We start from the raw sequence: 16,880 nt of genomic DNA, 5'->3' as shown, positions 1-16,880 counted from the left end.
CCGCGAGCTGCGTCACTGCGCGTTCTGCGCTGCGGCGTCGAACACCGCGACGTACTCGTCGAGGGCCCAGGGGATCGAGAGGGGCGTCGGCGTGAGGGCGGCCGCGAGGGGCGTGCCGTCGGTGAGCAGGGCGACGGCGCCGCGCTGGATCGCGGGGATCGTGCCGAGCAGCGGGTCGGCCTGCAGCTGGTCGAGGAGCGTCTGGTCGCCGTAGGCGACGATGAGGTCGACGTCGTCGAACGTGTCGGCCTGCTCGGCGCTCACGGTGCCGAAGAACTGGCCGGCGTTGTCCTCGCCGAGGGTCTCGACCGACGGCGCGGGCGCGAGCCCCAGCTCGTCGAGGAGCTGGATGCGGGTGTCGAGCGGCGTGTAGGCGCTGATCGTCGACAGGTCGGTCGGGTCGACGAAGAGCATCGCACCCGACAGACCGGCGAACGCGGCGCCGTCGGCGGCCGCCGCGACCTGCTCGTCGATGTCGGCCTCCACGGCGGCCGCCTCGTCCTCGAGGCCGAGCGCCTCGCCCGTGACGGCGAGCGACTCGCGCCATGGCGTGCCCCACGCGTACTCGGGGTAGGCGACGGTGGGGGCGATCTCGCTGAGCGTCGCGTAGTCCTCCTCGGTGAGGCCCGAGTAGGCCGCGAGGATGACGTCGGGGTCGGACTCGGCGACGGCCTCGAAGTCGATGCCGTCGGTCTCGTCGAAGAGCACGGGCGCCTCGCCCCCGAGCTCGTCGAGGGCCTCTGCCGTCCACGGCAGGATGCCGTCGCCGTCGTCGTCGCCGTAGGTCTGCGCGGCCATGCCGACGGGCACGACGCCGAGCGACAGCGCGATGTCCTGGTTCGCCCAGTTCACCGTCGCGACGCGCTCGGGCGTGCCCGGGATCTCGGTCGTGCCGAACGCGTGCTCGATCGTGATCACGTCGTCGCCGGCGGCCCCGGAGCCCGGGTCGGCGGGCGCCGACGAGGAGCAGGCGGCCAGGACGGCCACGACGGGGAGGGCGAGGGTGAGCCTCAGGGCTCGCTGCATGGGAGGGCCTTCGATCGGTCTGGGTGCCCGGCTGCGTCGTCGAGGCCGTGCGGGTACGGACTGAGGGTAGCCTAACCTTGCCGATCCCGGCGCTCCCAGCCGCGTCGCACGCCTCGTGGACGTCACCCGAGGTCGACCGTCGTGCCCCGCTCCCAAGGTCTCTCCAGGCGCGTCGAGCACGATGGGGAGGTGACGACCGGACAGCGCATGGAGCTCGGCTCCTCCGCGTCCTCCCACGTGCCGAACCTCGCGGCGCAGCGCGCCTACGCCGCATCCGTCGCCCCGCCGCCCAGGCCGCCGCTGCCGCCCGAGCGGGCGACGCGCGCGCGCCTCGCGGGCGGGCTCGGCGGCACGATCATGCTCGTCGGCGTCGACCTCGCCGGCCTCGGCATCCTGCTGCTGCTCCTGCCGCTCGTCGTCGAGTCGTTCGTGCGGTGGCTCTCGTCGCTGCCGGCCGAGGTCGACGCGACGGTCGCGGGCGCGACGATCGAGCAGCTCTACGCCGGGCCGTGGCCGTGGATCGCGGCCGCCCTGCTCGTGGTCGGGCCGTCGGCGATCGCCCTCGGCGGGCTCGTGAGCGTGCGCACGCTGCGCGCCGCGGGGTTCGCGCAGCCCGTTCGGCTCACGCTCGCCGCGTTCGGCATCGCCATCGCGGGTCGCGTCGTGCTCAGCGTCTTCACGGCGCCCTTCTCGAGCCTGCTGTCGCCCCTGCTCGAGCGCGGCGCCGCGGGCCTGTCCGACGGCGGCGGCGCGCTCGTGGGCACGATCGTCGCCATCGTCGTCGCGTGCGCGATGAACGTCGCGATCGCGGCGGCGATCGGCATGGTGGCGTGGTGGTTCCTCGCGCACGCCCGGCGCCCGGCCGATCCTGAGGTCGAGCCCGAGGGGCACGGCTGGTCGTCCGCCGTGCGGCAGCACCGCCTCCCGCACTGACGCGCCCGGGACGCGACGAGGCCCCCGCCGTCGGCGGGGGCCTCGTGCTGCGCAGGGCGCGGGACGGGTGCGGTCAGCGCACGCCGAGCAGGTCGATGACGAAGACGAGCGTCTTGCCCGAGAGGCGGTGTCCGCCGCCCGCGGGGCCGTAGGCGAGGTGCGGCGGGATCGTGAGCTCGCGACGTCCGCCGACCTTCATGCCCGGGATGCCCTCCTGCCAGCCGGCGATCAGGCCGCGCAGCGGGAACTCGATCGACTGGCCGCGGTTCCACGACGCGTCGAACTCCTCGCCGGAGTCGTGCTCGACGCCGAGGTAGTGCACCTCGACGGTCGCGCCGGGCGTCGCCTCGGCGCCCTCGCCGACGACGACGTCGCGGATGACGAGCTCGGAGGGGGCGGGGCCGGTGGGTGCGTCGATCTCGGGACGCGTCAGGTCGCTCATGCCTCCATCCAACCGCACGTCCGTCGCGGTGCGCGCGGCCTTGCGCGAACGGCGAACCCGCTGCGCTCGCCCGTGTGAAGCAAGTCTTGCGAAGTGGCTCTTTCGAAGGTATGCTTTCGAACAACCCGCAGATCGCGGGGCGACGAAGGGAGCAGGCCATGCGACGCATCCACAGCGACATCCGACCGGGACGCGACGAGGAGATCCACCGCGCCCGTCGCCTCGCGGACGCCGTCGAGCAGCGCCACGCGCAGCTGCGGCAGACGGCGATCGCGACGCACGGGCTGCTGCGATGACCGACGCCGACGCATCGGCTCTGCCGGAGGCGACGCCCGATCCCGCCGCCCGGTCGCTCGTCACGAGCGATCCGGCCGTGCTGCGGGCGCTCGCGCACCCGCTGCGCGTCGAGATCCTCGCCGTGCTCGACGACCTGCTGGAGGCCACGGCGACCGAGATCGCCGAGCGCGTGGGCGAGAGCCCGTCGAACTGCTCGTTCCATCTGCGGCAGCTCGAGAAGGCCGGCTACATCGAGCGCGCCGAGCCGCGCGGCACCGCGAAGCCGTGGCGACCCGTGCACGCGAGCCGCAACCTCCGCCCGGACCCCGAGGATGCGGCATCCGTGCGCACGTCGGCCGCGCTCGGCTCCCTCTACGTGCAGCGCGAGGCGAGCCGCGTCGTCGACTTCCTCGCCACGCCACCGGTCGGCGACCCCGAGTGGGTGCGCACCGTCATGATCAACAGCTCCGAGGTGTGGGCGACGGCCGACGAGCTGCGCGAGCTCGGCGAGCGCATCGTCGCCCTCACGGCGCATCTCGAGGGCCGCTCGTCCGACCCGTCGCGGCGCCCGCCGGGCAGCCGGCGCGCCTTCCTGTTCGCCACGGTCAACCCCGATCCGCGCAGCGAGCCGACGCCGCAGGGCTGACCCCGGCCCGATCGGCGCAGGCGGCGGCATGGGCCCGCGAGCCCGGGATCGCGGATCGGCTGCCGGCTGCGCCCGCGCGGTGCCAGGATGGATGCCGATGCCCACCGAGACCGCCCGCCCCGCCCGCCGCTACGTCGCGTTCGTGCTCATCGGGCTCGTGGCGGGCTTCATGTCGGGGCTCTTCGGCGTCGGTGGCGGCATCGTCATCGTGCCGCTGCTGCTCGCGTTCGGCGGGCTGCCGCGCAAGCTCGCGAGCGGCACGTCGCTCGCCGCGATCGTGCCGACGAGCGCCGTGGGCGTCATCGCCTACGCGACGCGCGGCAGCGTCGACGTGCTCGCCGCCGCGCTCCTCGCCGCCGGCGCGGTCGTCGGCGCCCAGCTCGGCGCGCTGCTGCTCGCGCGCCTGTCCGTCGCCGCGGTGCGCATCGTCTTCATGGTCTTCGCGCTCGTCGTCGCCGTGCAGCTCTTCCTCGTCGTCCCCGAGCGCGGCGACGGCATCGAGCTCGACGGCTGGACCATCGCGGGCCTCGTGATCGTCGGCCTCCTCACCGGCGTGCTCTCGGGCCTCATCGGCATCGGCGGCGGCGTCGTCGTCGTGCCCGCGCTCATCCTGCTGTTCGAGTCGAGCGACCTCGTCGCGAAGGGCACGTCGATGCTCATGATGGTGCCGACGGCCATCTCGGGCACGATCGGCAACCTCGTGCGGAGGAACGTCGACCTCGTCGCCGCCGGCATCGTCGGCGGGGCCGCGTGCCTCACGACCGCGCTCGGCGCCTGGGTCGCGACGATCCTCGACCCCCGCGCCGCGACGATCCTCTTCGCGGTCTTCCTCGTCGCCGTGCTCGTGAAGACGGCGATCGAGGCGTGGCAGGCGCGCACGCCGCGCGAGCAGCGAGGCGACGCGACCGCCTGACGCGCTCGCGCCCCGCGATCAGGCGGGCGCTCCCTGGCATCTCGCATCCGGGCAGGGCATGCTCGGCGCATGGATGCGCGTGGCACGCCGCCGCCGAGCGGCACGCAGGGCGAGCCTGCGCCGTGGCCGCCCCGCGCCGAGCCGCCGCACCGCGCCGATCCGCCGCAGCATCCGGGCGAGCCGCCGCCGTCGCCCGCGTACGCGCGCCCCGCCGCCCCTGCGCCCTCGGTCGCGTGGCCCGCCTCGACCCCCGCCCGGGAGGCCGGTCCGCCGCCGTCCCCGGCCTACGGCTCGTGGCCTCCGCCGCAGCATCCGACCGCGTCGTCCACCCCGCAGCCCTCCCCAGCCGTCGGCCAGCGCACCACGATCGGCCGCGTGCTGCGCGTCTGGTGGGCGGGTCGCCTCCGGCGCCTGGTGCCGCGCGGCGTGCCGTGGACGGCCGTCGCGCTCGCGGTCGTGCTGCTCGCCGCGTGGCTGCTGTTCGCCGACATCCTGCTCACGCCCGGCGTCGTCATGACGTATCCGGGCGACGTGCCCTCGCGCGCCTGGGCGCACGACGTCGTCGGCTGGGTCGCGCTGATGACGACCTTCGGGCTCGGATTCGCCTCCGCCACGATGCTGCTGCAGGTCGGCAGACCCCGGTGGCGGTGGGCGTCCGTCGCCCTCACGGTGCTGTCGTCGGCCGTGACGCTCGGGCTCGTGACCTCGGGGCCGGGGCAGGCCATCGGGTGGGTCGCCGGCATCGCCGGCGCCGGGCTCGCCGCGTCGACCCTCGCGGTGCTCGCGGCGCTGCTGTCGCGCCAGCGGGTGCACCTCGCGGTCGCGGCGGCGTTCGCGCTCGCGATCCAGTGGGGCCTCGTCACCTGGGTCGGCGCCATCGAGCCGTTCGAGTGGGTCTTCCTGACCTCGTGGACGAACCTCGCCTTCCCCGTGCTCGTCGCGATCGGCGCGATCGCCATCCTGGCCGTCGCCGTCTACGCCCAGCAGGTGCACGCGCGCGCCGACCGCATCGGCCGGCGCGTCCTGCTCGCGAGCTGGGTGCCGATCGCCGCCGCCGCGATCGCCCTCGCGGTCGTCGCGCTGCGCATGGGACCGCTGTCCACCCTCTTCGGCGACGTCGACGCGAACCTCTGGGGCATCGGGCCGCCGTCGTCGTGGCCGCACGCGCTGCTCGTCGGAGGCCTCGTGGTCTGGCTCGTCGCCCGCTCGGGGCGCCGTCCGCTGCGCCCGCGCGGCCACGTGCTCACGATCGTCGTGCTGTCGATCATGGCGGGGATGGCCTACCTCTCGTTCTTCGTCACCTACCTCCTCATGCGGCTCCTGTCGACGTCGCCCGAGATCGGCGACGCCGTCGGGGCGGCGCTCTCGACGAACGCGACGCTCCTCACGCTCCTCGCCTCGACGCTCCTGCTCCTGCCGATCCTGCTGCCCGCGTTCCGGCGCACGACCGGGCGCGTCGGCGCGATCGTCGCGCTCGCCGTCGCGGTGCCGCTGCAGCTGTGGATGCTCGCGTCCCTCGACCTCGGACTGCCCTGGCCGCGCTTCGCCGCGTCGCCGTCGCAGATCGCGGCCGTCGTCCTCGTCGCCGTGCTCGGCCTCGCCATCTGGGGTGCCGTGCGACGTCGCGACGTCGTCGACCGGCACCTGCTGCTGCGTCTCGCCCTCGTGCCCGTGCTGACGATGCACGCCGGGCAGCTGCTGCCGGGCGTCTGGCGCGACGACTACGAGCAGGCCCTCGTGGTCGTGCTGAGCCTCGCGGGCCTCCTGCTGCTCGGCGCCCCGCGCACGGGGACGAAGGAGGGGGATGCGCGCGCCATCGTCGCGCCGTTCGCCGTGCAGATGGCCGTGCTCGGGTCGGTCATCGTGGCGCGCACGCTCGGCGCGCTCGCCGACGACGAGTCGACGACGATCTCGGTGCTGTACCTCACGATCCCCGTCGCGACCGTGCTGTGCTGCCGCCTCGAGGACGCCTCGGATGCGTGGCGCCTGCAGGCCTCGACGATCGACCTGCAGACGATGCGTCGTGCGCGCGGTCCCGTGGCCGTCGGGCAGCCCGCGTCGCAGCAGCCCGCATCGCAGCCGCTGACCGCGCATGACGCCGCGCGACGCGCGCCCTCGCCGCACCCGGGCCTGCCGACCTAGCGTCGGCGGCATGAGCATCCAGACCACCACCGCAGGCAGCCTGCCGCGCACCGACGCGCTGCTCGAGGCGAACCGCGCCAGGCCGCTCTCGGCCGACGGCTTCACCTTCGAGGCGACGGGCGAGCACGAGGCCGCCGTCGCCGCGGCCGTCGCCGACGTCGTCGCCCGGCAGCGCGAGGCGGGCATCACGCTCGTCGGCGACGGCGAGTACGGCCACACGATGCGCGCGGCGATCGACTACGGCGCGTGGTGGACGTACTCGTTCCAGCGCTACTCGGGCCTCTCGCTCACCGACACCGACTTCTTCACGCCCGACCCCGTGCTCTCGACCCCGGGCGACGTGCGGCTCACGGCCTTCCTCGACCGCCGCGACTTCACGGCGTTCGCCGAGGCGTACGCCGACCCGTCCGCGGGCATCGGCACGGGCGAGCAGGCGACGGCCTTCCCGACGACGACGGGCCCCATCGCGTTCACGGGCCTCGCGCAGGTGCAGGCCGACGTCCGCAACCTCCAGGCGGCGCTGCAGCCGGGGGAGCAGGGCTTCCTCACCGCCATCTCGCCCGGCAGCGCCGCGCGCGTGGGCGACCAGCACTACGGGAGCGAGGAGGAGCACCTCTTCGCGTGGGCCGACGCCGTGCGCGAGGAGTACCGGGCGATCACCGACGCCGGGCTCGTCGTGCAGATCGACGATCCGTCGCTCGCCGAGAACTTCGACCAGATCCGCCCCGAGCCGAGCATCGAGGACTACCAGCGCTTCACGCGCATCCGCATCGAGGCGCTCAATCACGCGATCGCGGGCCTGCCGCGCGAGCTCGTCCGCCTCCACCTCTGCTGGGGCTCCTGGCACGGACCGCACACGACCGACGTCGAGCTGCGCCACATCCTGCCGGTCGTGCTCGATGCGAAGGTCGGGTCGCTGTCGTTCGAGGCGGCGAACGTGCGCCACGAGCACGAGTGGGCGGTGTGGGGCGAGCTGGGCGACGCGGTGCCCGACGACCTCGTGCTCGCGCCGGGCGTCGTGAGCCATGCGACGAACGTCGTCGAGCATCCGGACCTCGTCGCGCAGCGCATCCAGCGCTTCGTCGACGTCGTGGGCGCCGATCGCGTCGTCGCGTCGACCGACTGCGGGCTCGGCGGGCGCGTGCATCGGCAGATCGCGTGGGCGAAGCTCGACGCGCTCGGCGAGGGCGCGGGGCGCGTGCGGGCCTGACGTTCGGGCCCCTCGTGCGGTCGGGAGTCGAGGCCCGCGCTGCGCGTCGAGATGCGCGCGACCGCCCCTGGGGCATACGGTCGCGGCAGGACGGCTGAGACGAGGAGCCCCGGATGCGCATGTACGCGTGGCGACGCACCGACGAGTCGACGGGTCACGCCGTCGCACGCGTGTCGGCGATCGACGGCGGTCGCCGGTACCAGGGCACCGAGGTGCTCGCGACGCCGGATGCCGTGTCGTGCTCGTTCACGGTCGACGTCACGCCCGAGTCGCGCCCGCTGCGCGCGATCGTGCGCGCCTTCTCGGCCACGGGATCCCGCGTCGTCGAGCTCGCGACCGACGGCTGGCGGTGGACGGTCGACGGCCGGCACCGCCCCGAGCTCGACGGCGTCACCGACCTCGACGTCGCCGCGTCGCCGCTGACGAACGCCATCCCCATCCGCCGCCTCGGCCACCTCGCGGTCGGCGAGGAGGCTGTCATGGACGTCGCGTGGATCGACGTGCCCTCGCTCGCCGTGCACCGCGTGCAGCAGGTCTACGCGCGGCTCGAGGCCGTCGAGGGCCTCGATGCGTGGCGCTACGCCGACGACGAGCACGGCGCGTTCGCGCTGACGGTCGACGACGACGGCGTCGTGGTCGACTACGAGGGCTTCGCCGAGCGGCTGTCGCCGACGCCGCGTCGCCACGACGCCTAGCGAGCCACCCGCGCGCTCGAGGGGCGCGCGCGACACGAGGAGACGGACATGCGCGCACGATCCACGATGATGCGGGGGGCGCTGCTCGTCGGCGCCGGCGTCGCGCTCGGCCTGCAGATCGCCAAGGTGCGGGCTGCGGCGGCCGCCGTCGACCCGCAGTACCGGACGCCGTGGCTGCTCGTGCCCGACGTCGCGGTCGGCTCGGGGCTCGTCGCGCTGTCGCGCCGTGCCACGAGCCCGCCCGCGCCGATCGCGGCCGGCGTCGTGGTCGACGACCGCGTCGTGCCCGGCCGCGACGGTCGGGACGTGCGCGTGCTCGTCTACGAGCCCGTCGACGCCGGCGACGAGCCCACGCCCGCGCTGCTCTACGTGCATGGCGGCGGCTACGTGCTCGGCGACCCCGTGACGTACCACGACCGCTGCTCGTCGATCGCGGCGGCCCTCGGCATCCGCGTCGTCAGCGTCGACTACCGGCTCGCGCCCGAGGCGCCCTTCCCCTCGGCGCTCGACGACTGCGTCGACGCGCTGCGATGGATGCACGAGGCGGCGGACGCGGAGGGCATCGACGCGACGCGCATCGCCGTCGGCGGCGACAGCGCCGGCGGCGGGCTCGCCGCGTGCACCGTGCAGGTCGCGGTCGACGAGGGGCTGCCGGTCGCCTTCCAGCTGCTCGTCTACCCGATGCTCGACGACCGCACCGTCACGCGCCTCGACCACGCCGGCACGGGTCGCTTCGTGTGGTCGGCGGGCTCGAACCGTCACGGCTGGACCTCGTACCTCGGCCTCGCACCGGGCGACCCCGGCGTGCCGCCGTATGCGGCCGCCGCGCGACGCGAGGACCTCGCGGGCCTGCCGCCGGCATGGATCGGCGTCGGCGAGCTCGACCTCTTCCACGAGGAGGACCTCGCCTACGCCGACCGCCTCCGCGACGTGGGCGTCGAGGTGGAGGTCGTCGAGGTGCCCGGCGCCTTCCACGGCTTCGACCGCGTCGTGCCGAACGCCCCCGGATCGCGGACGTTCGAGCGCGAGCTGCACGAGGCGCTGCGGGCGGGGCTGCGGCTCGACTGACCGGCGCTCGATGTGCGTCGCCGCCGCGATCTCGCGTGAGCGGGGCGCGGGCCGCACATGTCGTCTCGCGGTGCGCTCAGCCGTGGATGCGGTGGCCGAGGGCCCGCCACGAGGTGCGGCGTAGGGTCGAGGCGTACGCGAGGAGGGGTGCGGATGGGCGTCGTCGACGAGCTGCGCGGCAGGCTGCGCGCCGAGCAGGTGCTGACCGACGACGCGACCCGCGAGGCCTACGCGCACGACGACGCCGAGTGGGCGCCGTACGCGCCGCCCGCCGCCGTCGTGCTCGCCGAGACGCTCGACGACGTGGTCGCGACCGTCGAGGTCGCGAACGCCACGGGCACGCCGATCGTGCCGCGCGGCGCCGGCACGGGGCTCTCGGGCGGCGCCAACGCGATCGCCGGCTGCATCCTCCTGAGCCTCGAGCGCATGACGCGCATCGTCGAGGTCGACGTCGACGAGCGCTTCGTCGTCGCCGAGGCCGGCGTGCTCAACGACGACCTGCGCCGCCACGTCGCGACCCACGGCCTCTGGTACCCGCCGGATCCGGCGAGCCAGGCCATCTCGACGATCGGCGGCAACGTCGCGACGAACGCCGGCGGCATCTGCTGCGTGAAGTACGGCGTCACGACCGACTACGTCATGGGCCTCACGGTCGTGCTCGCCGACGGCCGCGTCGCCCGCATCGGCCGGTCGACGGCGAAGGGCGTCACGGGCTACGACCTCACGTCGCTCGTCGTCGGCAGCGAGGGGACGCTCGCGATCGTCGTCGAGGCGCGGCTCAAGCTCCTGCCGCTGTCCGGCCGCGAGGATCGCGTCGTCGTCGGCACCTTCTCGTCGCTCACCGACGCGGGCCGCGCCGTCGCCGCGATCGCGCGCGACGGCATCGTGCCGGCGGCGCTCGAGCTCGTCGACGCCACGTGCCTGCGGGCCGTCAACGCGTGGCAGGGCCTCGGCATCCCCGACGACGCCGCCGCGATGCTGCTCGCGCGCGTCGACGAGACGGGCCAGGCGGGCGAGGCGCTCGCCGATCGCGTCGCCGCGCACCTGGCCGCCGCCGACGCGTCCGGCATCGAGCGCGCCTCCGACCCCGACGAGATCGACCGCCTGTTCCGCGCGCGCCGCCTCGCCTACCCCGCGCTCGAGCGCCTCGGACCGGTGCTCACCGAGGACATCTGCGTGCCGCGCATGCAGGTGCCCGAGATGCTCGCGCGCATCGAGCGGATCGCGGCGGAGGCCGACGTCACGATCGCGAACATCGCGCACGCGGGCGACGGCAACCTGCATCCGCTCATCGTCGTCGCGGCCGACGACGCGGAGGCGCGGGCGCGGGCGAAGGTCGCGTTCGACCGCATCGTCGACGAGTGCCAGGCGCTCGGCGGCACCGCGACGGGCGAGCACGGCGTGGGCCTCCTGAAGCTCGATGCGGCGGCCGTCGAGATCACGGGCGTCGAGCGCGAGCTGCACGCGGCGGTGAAGCACGCCTTCGACCCGCGCGGCCTGCTCAACCCCGGCAAGGCGATCCCCGTCTGATCCGTCGCTCCGCATCGATGCGGCGTGTCGCGTGCCGATGCCGCGCGAGCGCACGAGAGTGGCGAGCACCGACCCTGGAGGCTCTCGTGAGCAGCATCGTGACCGTCGACGACGGGTACCGCGTCCACGTCGCCGAGCACGGGGATCCGACGGGTCGCGTCGTGGTGCTCGTCGCCGGATTCAAGGCGGCGGCGACGTCGTGGCGGTTCCAGATCCGCTCGCTGAGCGACGCCGGCTACCGCGTCCTCGCGGTCGACCTGCGCGGCCACGGCGCCACCGAGGCCATCGGTCGCGGCGTCACGATGCAGCGGCGCGCCGCCGACCTCGCCGCGGTGCTCGAGCAGCTCGAGCTGCGCGACGTCACGCTCGTCGGCGGCTCGATGGGCGGCAACACCATCTGGGCGTACGTCGAGGCGCACGGCACCGACCGCCTGCGCAGCATCGTCGTGGTCGACCAGACGCCGCGCATGCAGAACGGCGACGGCTGGCTGCACGGCTACTACGGCTACGACGCGAGCAATCGCGACACGTTCTTCGCCGAGGGCATCCCGCCCACGGGCGTCGGCACGCCGATCTGGCGGCGGGGGATGCGCCTCGTGCGCATCCTGCAGGCCATGGGCGACGCGGGCCGCGGCGGGCTCAGCCCGGCCGAGCTCGACGTCCTCGGCGACCACGCGAAGGCCGACTGGCGACCCGTCATCGCGAGCACGGACATCCCCGTGCTGCTCGTCGCGGGTGCCGAGAGCGAGCTGTGGCCAGCGACGCACGCCGCAGCGGCCGCGGCGCTCGCGCCCGAGGGGGAGTCGGCGGTGATCCTGCGCGCGGGGCATGCGACGAACATCGAGCAGCCCGAGGCGTTCGACCGCGGCCTGCTGGCGTTCCTCGCGCGCACCTGAGGCGCTCGCGGCGCGCCGACCGGCGTGTCGTGAGCCGAATGCGGCCGATCGTGCGGCGGATGCGACTCCGCAGGGTACGGTGAGCCCGACTCACTTCTCCGCGACGTCGCGTCGCTCTAGCGAAGGTGGACCGATGGCCCACAGCCTCGAGGTTCCCGCACGTCCGATCCGCAGAGCGCTTCGCGCGTTCGTCGCGCTCGCCGTCGCATCCACGACCGCCCTCGCCGGCGTGCTGATCCTGCCCCCGACGGCCGCGAACGCGGTGTCGACCCTCGATCAGTCGAACGAAGGCTCGGACACCGTCTCGTCGACCACCCGCGGGCAGGCGTCGGGCCCGCTGGGGCAGACGTTCGTCGCTGGACGCTCGGGCGCCCTCGTCACGGTCGAGCTCCTCGTGACCGGGTTCGTCGCCACCACCGTGCCGTTCTCGATCGCCGTCGGCGGACCGGACGGGCTGATGGCGTCGGCGAGGACCTCCACGAGCCAGGAGGGCTGGGTGCAGGTGCCGATGACGTCGCTGCGACCGCTGGTCGCCGGGACGACGTACCAGATCGCGATCCTCGTGGATTCGCCGAACGGCGTGCTCACCTTCCCGCTCGACGACGGCTACGCCGCCGGCACCTCGTCCGAGCAGGGCCTGGACATCGCCTTCCGCACCTACGTCGACGTGCCGGCGACGCCCGTGTCGTTCTCCGGCACCCCGGCGACGCTGACGGTGGGCACGCCGATGACGTTCACCTACGACGTGCAAGGCACCCCCGTCATCGACGTCTCGTGGCAGGGCTCCATGCCGCCCGGGCTGTCGCTGTCGAGCACCGGCGTGCTGTCGGGCACGCCCACGCAGGCGGGTACCTACGCGCTCCGGCTCGTCGGGTCGAACCCCGCGGGCACGGTCGGCTACGACTCGACCATCACCGTCTCGCCCACGCCCGTCGCGCCCACGATCTCGGGCACGCCGACGCCGCTGATCGCGCGCACGGCGGCAGCGCCGTACGCGTACGCGATCGCGGGGACGCCGCAGCCGGCCGTCACCGCGACCGGCACGCTCCCGCCCGGCATGACGGTGTCGCCCGAGGGCGTGCTCGCGGGGACGCCGACCGCGGCCGGCACCTACGCCTTCCGAGTGACCGCCGCCAGCACGGCGGGTGAGGCCTCCGTCGACTCGACCGTCGTCGTCCGGCCTGCGCTCACGGGCACGCTCGACCAGGCGAGCGAGGGCGCGACGTCGAGCCAGATCGTCAGCGGCTCGGTGACGCAGTCGTTCGTGGCCGGCCGCACGGGCGCGCTCGACGCCATCGCCGTGCACGTCGAGCAGGCTGCCGGGACCAACGGGCAGTCGTTCGCCATCGACGTCCTCGATGCCGACGGCTCGACCGTGCTCGGCACCGGGACCGCTCGGATGACCCCGGGGTGGATGACCGTGGCGCTCGACCGGCCCGTGCCCATGACCGCGGGCTCGGGCTACCGGTTCGTGCTCCGCGCGCTCGAGGGCGGCCGCACCTGGTTCCTCGGCAACGACGCGTACCCGGGTGGCGAGAGCTCGCCGGGCGCCGACCTCGACTTCCGCACCTTCGTCGACCCGTTCCTCCTGCCGCCGGTCGTGCAGGAGCTCGCCGGCGAGCTCGTCGTCGACCAGCCCGCGAGGCACTCGTACATCGTCGGCGGCATCCCCCGCGCGACCGTCACCATCGAGGGCACGCTGCCCGCCGGCCTCACCGTGGCCTCGGGCGGCGTCCTGTCGGGCACGCCGACCGAGACCGGCCGGTTCGCCTTCACCGTCCTCGCCACGAACGGGGTCGGACCGGTCGTGGCCGTGCCGACGTCGATCACCGTCGTCGAGCCGCCCCTCTCCGTGCCGGCCGACGCGCCGACGTCGGTGCAGGCCGTCGTGCAGCGCTCCGGCGAGCCCGGCATCCGCGTCTCGTGGGAGCCGCCCGCATCGCTCGGCGCGGGCACGCTGCAGCGCGTCGAGCTGACGTACGTCGAGGACGGCGCGGTCTACCCGCTGCCCGCCGACGCCACGACGTTCCTCGTCTCGTCCTCCTCGCTCACCCCGGGTGAGCGCGCGAGCTTCGAGGTGCGGTACGTGACGACCGCGGGCCTCGGCGCCCCCGGTACGGCGAGCGTCATCTGGCCCGGCCCGCCCGGCTCGCCGACCGGTCTGGCCGCCGTCGCCGGCGACGCGACGGTCTCGCTCTCGTGGGCGGCCCCCGCCTCCGACGGTGGCTCGCCGATCACGGGCTACTACGTCGAGCAGTTCTCGAGCGGCAACGACTGGATGGTCGCGACCGCCGAGGTCGACGTGGCATCCGGCACCGCCGTCGTGACCGGGCTCGAGAACGGCGTCGCGTACGACTTCCGCGTCGGCGCGCGCACGGATCTCGGCACCGGTCCGCCGTCCGCGCAGGCGTCGGCGACGCCGTTCGCGTTCGCGCCGACCGTGACCGGACCGACGGGCTCGCCGCTCGCGGGCACCACGGTGCTGCCGAGCGACGCCGTGACCGTCTCGGCCTCGTCGCTGCCGACGGGGTCGACGGTGCGCGTCGTGCTGCAGCCGGCCGGTGCGGCGCCGATGACGCTCGTCGACGCTGCAGCCGCAGCCGTGCCGCTGGCGGAGGCGACGATCGGCGAGGACGGCGTGCTCGCGCTGACCGCACGCATCCCGGCCGACACGGCTGCGGGCGCGTACGAGCTCGCCGTCTCCCTCGACGCACGCGAGCCCGTGCTGGTGGCGTTCGCCGTCGCCGCGGCGCCGGCGACGCCGGGCGGCTCGCAGCCGCCGGTGCCTGGTGCCGGTGGGACGCCGGGCGCCGGTGGCGTGCCGGGTGCCACGCCGGTCACCCCCGCACCCGTGCAGCCGACCGCCTCGGGCACGGGCGCCCTGCCGCGCACGGGCTCGGATGCGCTCCTCCCCCTGCTGGTGCTCGCGCTCGGCGCGCTCGCGGCCGGCGCCCTGCTGCGCCGACGCGGCATCGCCGGCTGATGCCGTGACGGGTGGCGGCCGGGCACCCAGCCGCCACCCATCCGTCGCGAGCATGCTCGTGCCATGCGCGCGACGGCAGGCCTCGGCATCCCGATCCTCGTGCTGAGCCTCGCGCTCACCGGGTGCGTGCCCGAACCCGCGGCGGCCGACTGCGAGCGGTTCGACGCCGTGCTCGCCGCCTACGATGCGGCGGATGCGCGCGTGCCCGAGCCGGCCGCGTCGGGCGAGCCCGAGGCGAACGTGCCGCTCTTCGAGGGCTACTCCGCCCTGGGCGAGGAGACCGCCGCCGCCGCGAGCGACGTGCTGCCGCAGATCGATGGGCCAGAGTCGGCCGAGCTCGTCGAGGCCGTGATCTCGGCCGCCGAGACGCTCGAGCGGACCTCGCAGGACGCCATCGCGCTCGTGCAGGCGGGCGACGACCCGGGCCGATACGGGCCGGAGGCCCAGCCCGGCTTCGTCGCGCTCGGCCTCACGAACGCGATCGGGACCGTCCGCCTCCACCCCTGCCACGACTGACCTGCACGACGCTCGACCCCGGCACGCGATCGAGCCCACGGAGCGGCGGCGTCGCGCACAGCCGCGGCGCAGTAGCGTCGAGCCATGACCGAGCGCCTCACCTACATCCTCGTCGACGGCGAGAACATCGACGCCACGCTCGGTCAGTCGGTGCTCGGGCGTCGACCCGAGCCGCACGAGCGTCCGCGCTGGAACGTCGTGCTCGACCACGCCGAGCGCGCGTGGCAGCAGCCGGTGAAGGGTCTGTTCTTCCTCGCCGTGCAGGAGACCCTGCCGATGTCGTTCGTGCAGGCGCTGCTCGCGATGGGCTACACGCCCGTGCCGCTGCAGGGCGACGGCAAGGTCGTCGACATCGCCATCCAGCGCACCGCCGACGCGCTGCGCGCTCGCGAGGCCGACGTGATGCTCGTGAGCCACGACAGCGACTTCGCCCCGCAGATGACGGCGCTCGCCGACGGCACGCGCCGCGTCGGCATCGTCGGGTTCGCGGAGTTCATGGCGTCGACGCTGCGCGGGGTGCCCGGCGTCGAGTCGTTCGACCTCGAGTACGACGTGCAGGCGTTCAACGCGCGCCTGCCGCGCGTGCGCATCATCCCGATCGACGAGTTCGACCCGCAGCTCTTCCTCTGATCGGCTCGGGCCCACGGCCCGATTCGGCGCCGTCGCCCTGCGGGTGATGGGATGGATGCGGCGGGCGCTCGCTCGCCGCCCCCGCATCCGCAAGCCGGAAGGCCGCCATGCCGCACGCATCCGACGCCCGCGTCGTCTTCCTCGACGTCGACGGCACGATCATGGACGAGGCGGCGCGCGTCGCCGACTCCACGATCGAGGCGGTGCGTCGCGCACGCGCCAACGGGCATGTCGTGCTGCTGGCCACGGGTCGCGCGCCCGGCGAGGTGCCCGACCACGTCGCGGCGATCGGCTTCGACGGCGCCATCACCGCCGGCGGCGGCTACGCGTCGATCGGCGGCGAGCAGGTGCTCGAGCGCACGATGGACGCCGAGCACACCGCGCGCATGGTGTCGGTCTTCGAGGAGGCGGGCGTCGACTACTACCTGCAGACCGACGAGGGCGTGTACCCGACGGCGCACGTGCATCTGCTGTACGCCGACTACCTGCGTCGGTACGCGGGCGAGACGTTCGAGGGCATCGAGCCGCACGAGCACCCGCGCGTCGCACCCCTCGTGCAGCGCGAGCCGCTGCCGACCGAGGGCGTCGCGAAGGCGATGTTCATGGGCGAGGACCTCGGGCTCTTCGCACGCATCTCGGAGGGACTCGGGCCCGACTTCCACGTCATCACCGGCACGATGCCGAACCTCGGCACCGCGAGCGGCGAGGTGAGCCGCGCCGGCGTCACGAAGGGTGCCGCGATCGAGGTCGTCCTGCCGCTGCTGGGATTCGACGCCGAGCGGGCGATCGGCATCGGCGACTCGGCGAACGACGTCGAGATGTTCGACGTGTGCGGCATCGGCATCGCCATGGCGGATGCCGTGGTGGAGGTGCGGGAGCGCGCGAGCGAGTTCACGACCGGCGTCCTCGACGACGGCATCTGGAACGCCTTCGTGCGTCACGGGCTCGTCTAGCGGCGGCCGAGGGCCTGCGCG

Annotated in this window: 16 protein-coding genes; 14 read left to right on the top strand and 2 right to left on the bottom strand. The window is 74.5% G+C overall.

Annotated features, from left to right (window positions below; all coding sequences use genetic code 11):
- Positions 1-12: 12 nt before the first annotated feature.
- Positions 13-1,026 (bottom strand): iron-siderophore ABC transporter substrate-binding protein, encoded by a 1,014-nt coding sequence (locus ABD249_RS13640; protein WP_344344473.1) that lies wholly within the window; start codon positions 1,024-1,026, stop codon positions 13-15.
- A 189-nt stretch (positions 1,027-1,215) separates the two neighbouring features.
- Between ABD249_RS13640 and ABD249_RS13635 the strand changes: the two genes are divergently transcribed.
- Positions 1,216-1,959 carry a hypothetical protein gene (locus ABD249_RS13635; RefSeq protein ID WP_344344472.1) on the top strand — a complete coding sequence of 248 codons (744 nt, stop codon included), beginning with the start codon at positions 1,216-1,218 and terminating at the stop codon, positions 1,957-1,959.
- 73 nt (positions 1,960-2,032) lie between these two features.
- On the opposite strand, the gene ABD249_RS13630 is transcribed toward ABD249_RS13635, so the two are convergent.
- The gene (locus ABD249_RS13630; RefSeq protein WP_344344471.1) at positions 2,033-2,401 is read right to left on the bottom strand and encodes an FKBP-type peptidyl-prolyl cis-trans isomerase; all 369 of its coding nucleotides are present in this window, start codon (positions 2,399-2,401) and stop codon (positions 2,033-2,035) included.
- Between the two features lie 158 nt (positions 2,402-2,559).
- On the opposite strand from ABD249_RS13630, the gene ABD249_RS13625 reads away from it, so the two are divergent.
- The 13 genes from ABD249_RS13625 to ABD249_RS13565 all read left to right on the top strand — a co-directional run bounded on the left by ABD249_RS13625 (position 2,560) and on the right by ABD249_RS13565 (position 16,859).
- Positions 2,560-2,697, top strand: coding sequence for a hypothetical protein (locus tag ABD249_RS13625; protein WP_344344469.1), 138 nt, complete (start codon positions 2,560-2,562; stop codon positions 2,695-2,697).
- A complete protein-coding gene (locus tag ABD249_RS13620; protein ID WP_344344467.1) occupies positions 2,694-3,323 on the top strand; it encodes a winged helix-turn-helix domain-containing protein in 630 nt (209 codons plus the stop codon). The genes ABD249_RS13625 and ABD249_RS13620 overlap by 4 nt, the downstream gene beginning before the upstream one ends.
- A 97-nt stretch (positions 3,324-3,420) precedes the next feature.
- On the top strand, positions 3,421-4,236 hold the full coding sequence (locus ABD249_RS13615; RefSeq protein ID WP_425546341.1) for a sulfite exporter TauE/SafE family protein: 816 nt from the start codon (positions 3,421-3,423) through the stop codon (positions 4,234-4,236).
- A gap of 69 nt (positions 4,237-4,305) precedes the next feature.
- Entirely contained in the window at positions 4,306-6,378 is a 2,073-nt protein-coding gene (locus ABD249_RS13610; protein WP_344344463.1) for a hypothetical protein, read from the top strand.
- A 10-nt stretch (positions 6,379-6,388) separates the two neighbouring features.
- Complete coding sequence (locus ABD249_RS13605; protein WP_344344461.1) at positions 6,389-7,588, top strand: cobalamin-independent methionine synthase II family protein; 1,200 nt, start codon at positions 6,389-6,391, stop codon at positions 7,586-7,588.
- 113 nt (positions 7,589-7,701) lie between these two features.
- On the top strand, positions 7,702-8,283 hold the full coding sequence (locus tag ABD249_RS13600) for a putative glycolipid-binding domain-containing protein (protein ID WP_344344460.1): 582 nt from the start codon (positions 7,702-7,704) through the stop codon (positions 8,281-8,283).
- A gap of 48 nt (positions 8,284-8,331) precedes the next feature.
- On the top strand, positions 8,332-9,351 hold the full coding sequence (locus ABD249_RS13595) for an alpha/beta hydrolase (RefSeq protein WP_344344458.1): 1,020 nt from the start codon (positions 8,332-8,334) through the stop codon (positions 9,349-9,351).
- Positions 9,352-9,504: 153 nt separating this feature from the next.
- On the top strand, positions 9,505-10,881 hold the full coding sequence (locus tag ABD249_RS13590; RefSeq protein ID WP_344344456.1) for an FAD-binding oxidoreductase: 1,377 nt from the start codon (positions 9,505-9,507) through the stop codon (positions 10,879-10,881).
- A gap of 86 nt (positions 10,882-10,967) precedes the next feature.
- Positions 10,968-11,777, top strand: coding sequence for an alpha/beta fold hydrolase (locus ABD249_RS13585; RefSeq protein WP_344344454.1), 810 nt, complete (start codon positions 10,968-10,970; stop codon positions 11,775-11,777).
- A 133-nt stretch (positions 11,778-11,910) separates the two neighbouring features.
- On the top strand, positions 11,911-14,760 hold the full coding sequence (locus ABD249_RS13580; RefSeq protein ID WP_344344452.1) for a fibronectin type III domain-containing protein: 2,850 nt from the start codon (positions 11,911-11,913) through the stop codon (positions 14,758-14,760).
- A 63-nt stretch (positions 14,761-14,823) separates the two neighbouring features.
- Complete coding sequence (locus ABD249_RS13575) at positions 14,824-15,276, top strand: hypothetical protein (protein ID WP_344344450.1); 453 nt, start codon at positions 14,824-14,826, stop codon at positions 15,274-15,276.
- A gap of 84 nt (positions 15,277-15,360) precedes the next feature.
- Entirely contained in the window at positions 15,361-15,906 is a 546-nt protein-coding gene (locus tag ABD249_RS13570) for an NYN domain-containing protein (RefSeq protein ID WP_344344448.1), read from the top strand.
- Positions 15,907-16,013: 107 nt separating this feature from the next.
- Entirely contained in the window at positions 16,014-16,859 is an 846-nt protein-coding gene (locus ABD249_RS13565) for a Cof-type HAD-IIB family hydrolase (RefSeq protein WP_344344446.1), read from the top strand.
- The last annotated feature ends 21 nt before the right edge of the window (positions 16,860-16,880 follow it).

The sequence above is a fragment of the Agrococcus versicolor genome (genome assembly GCF_039531815.1).
Lineage (GTDB): Bacteria > Actinomycetota > Actinomycetes > Actinomycetales > Microbacteriaceae > Agrococcus > Agrococcus versicolor.
The sequence above is the reverse complement of the archived record's forward strand: the minus strand, read 5'-3'. Positions and strand labels throughout refer to the sequence as shown.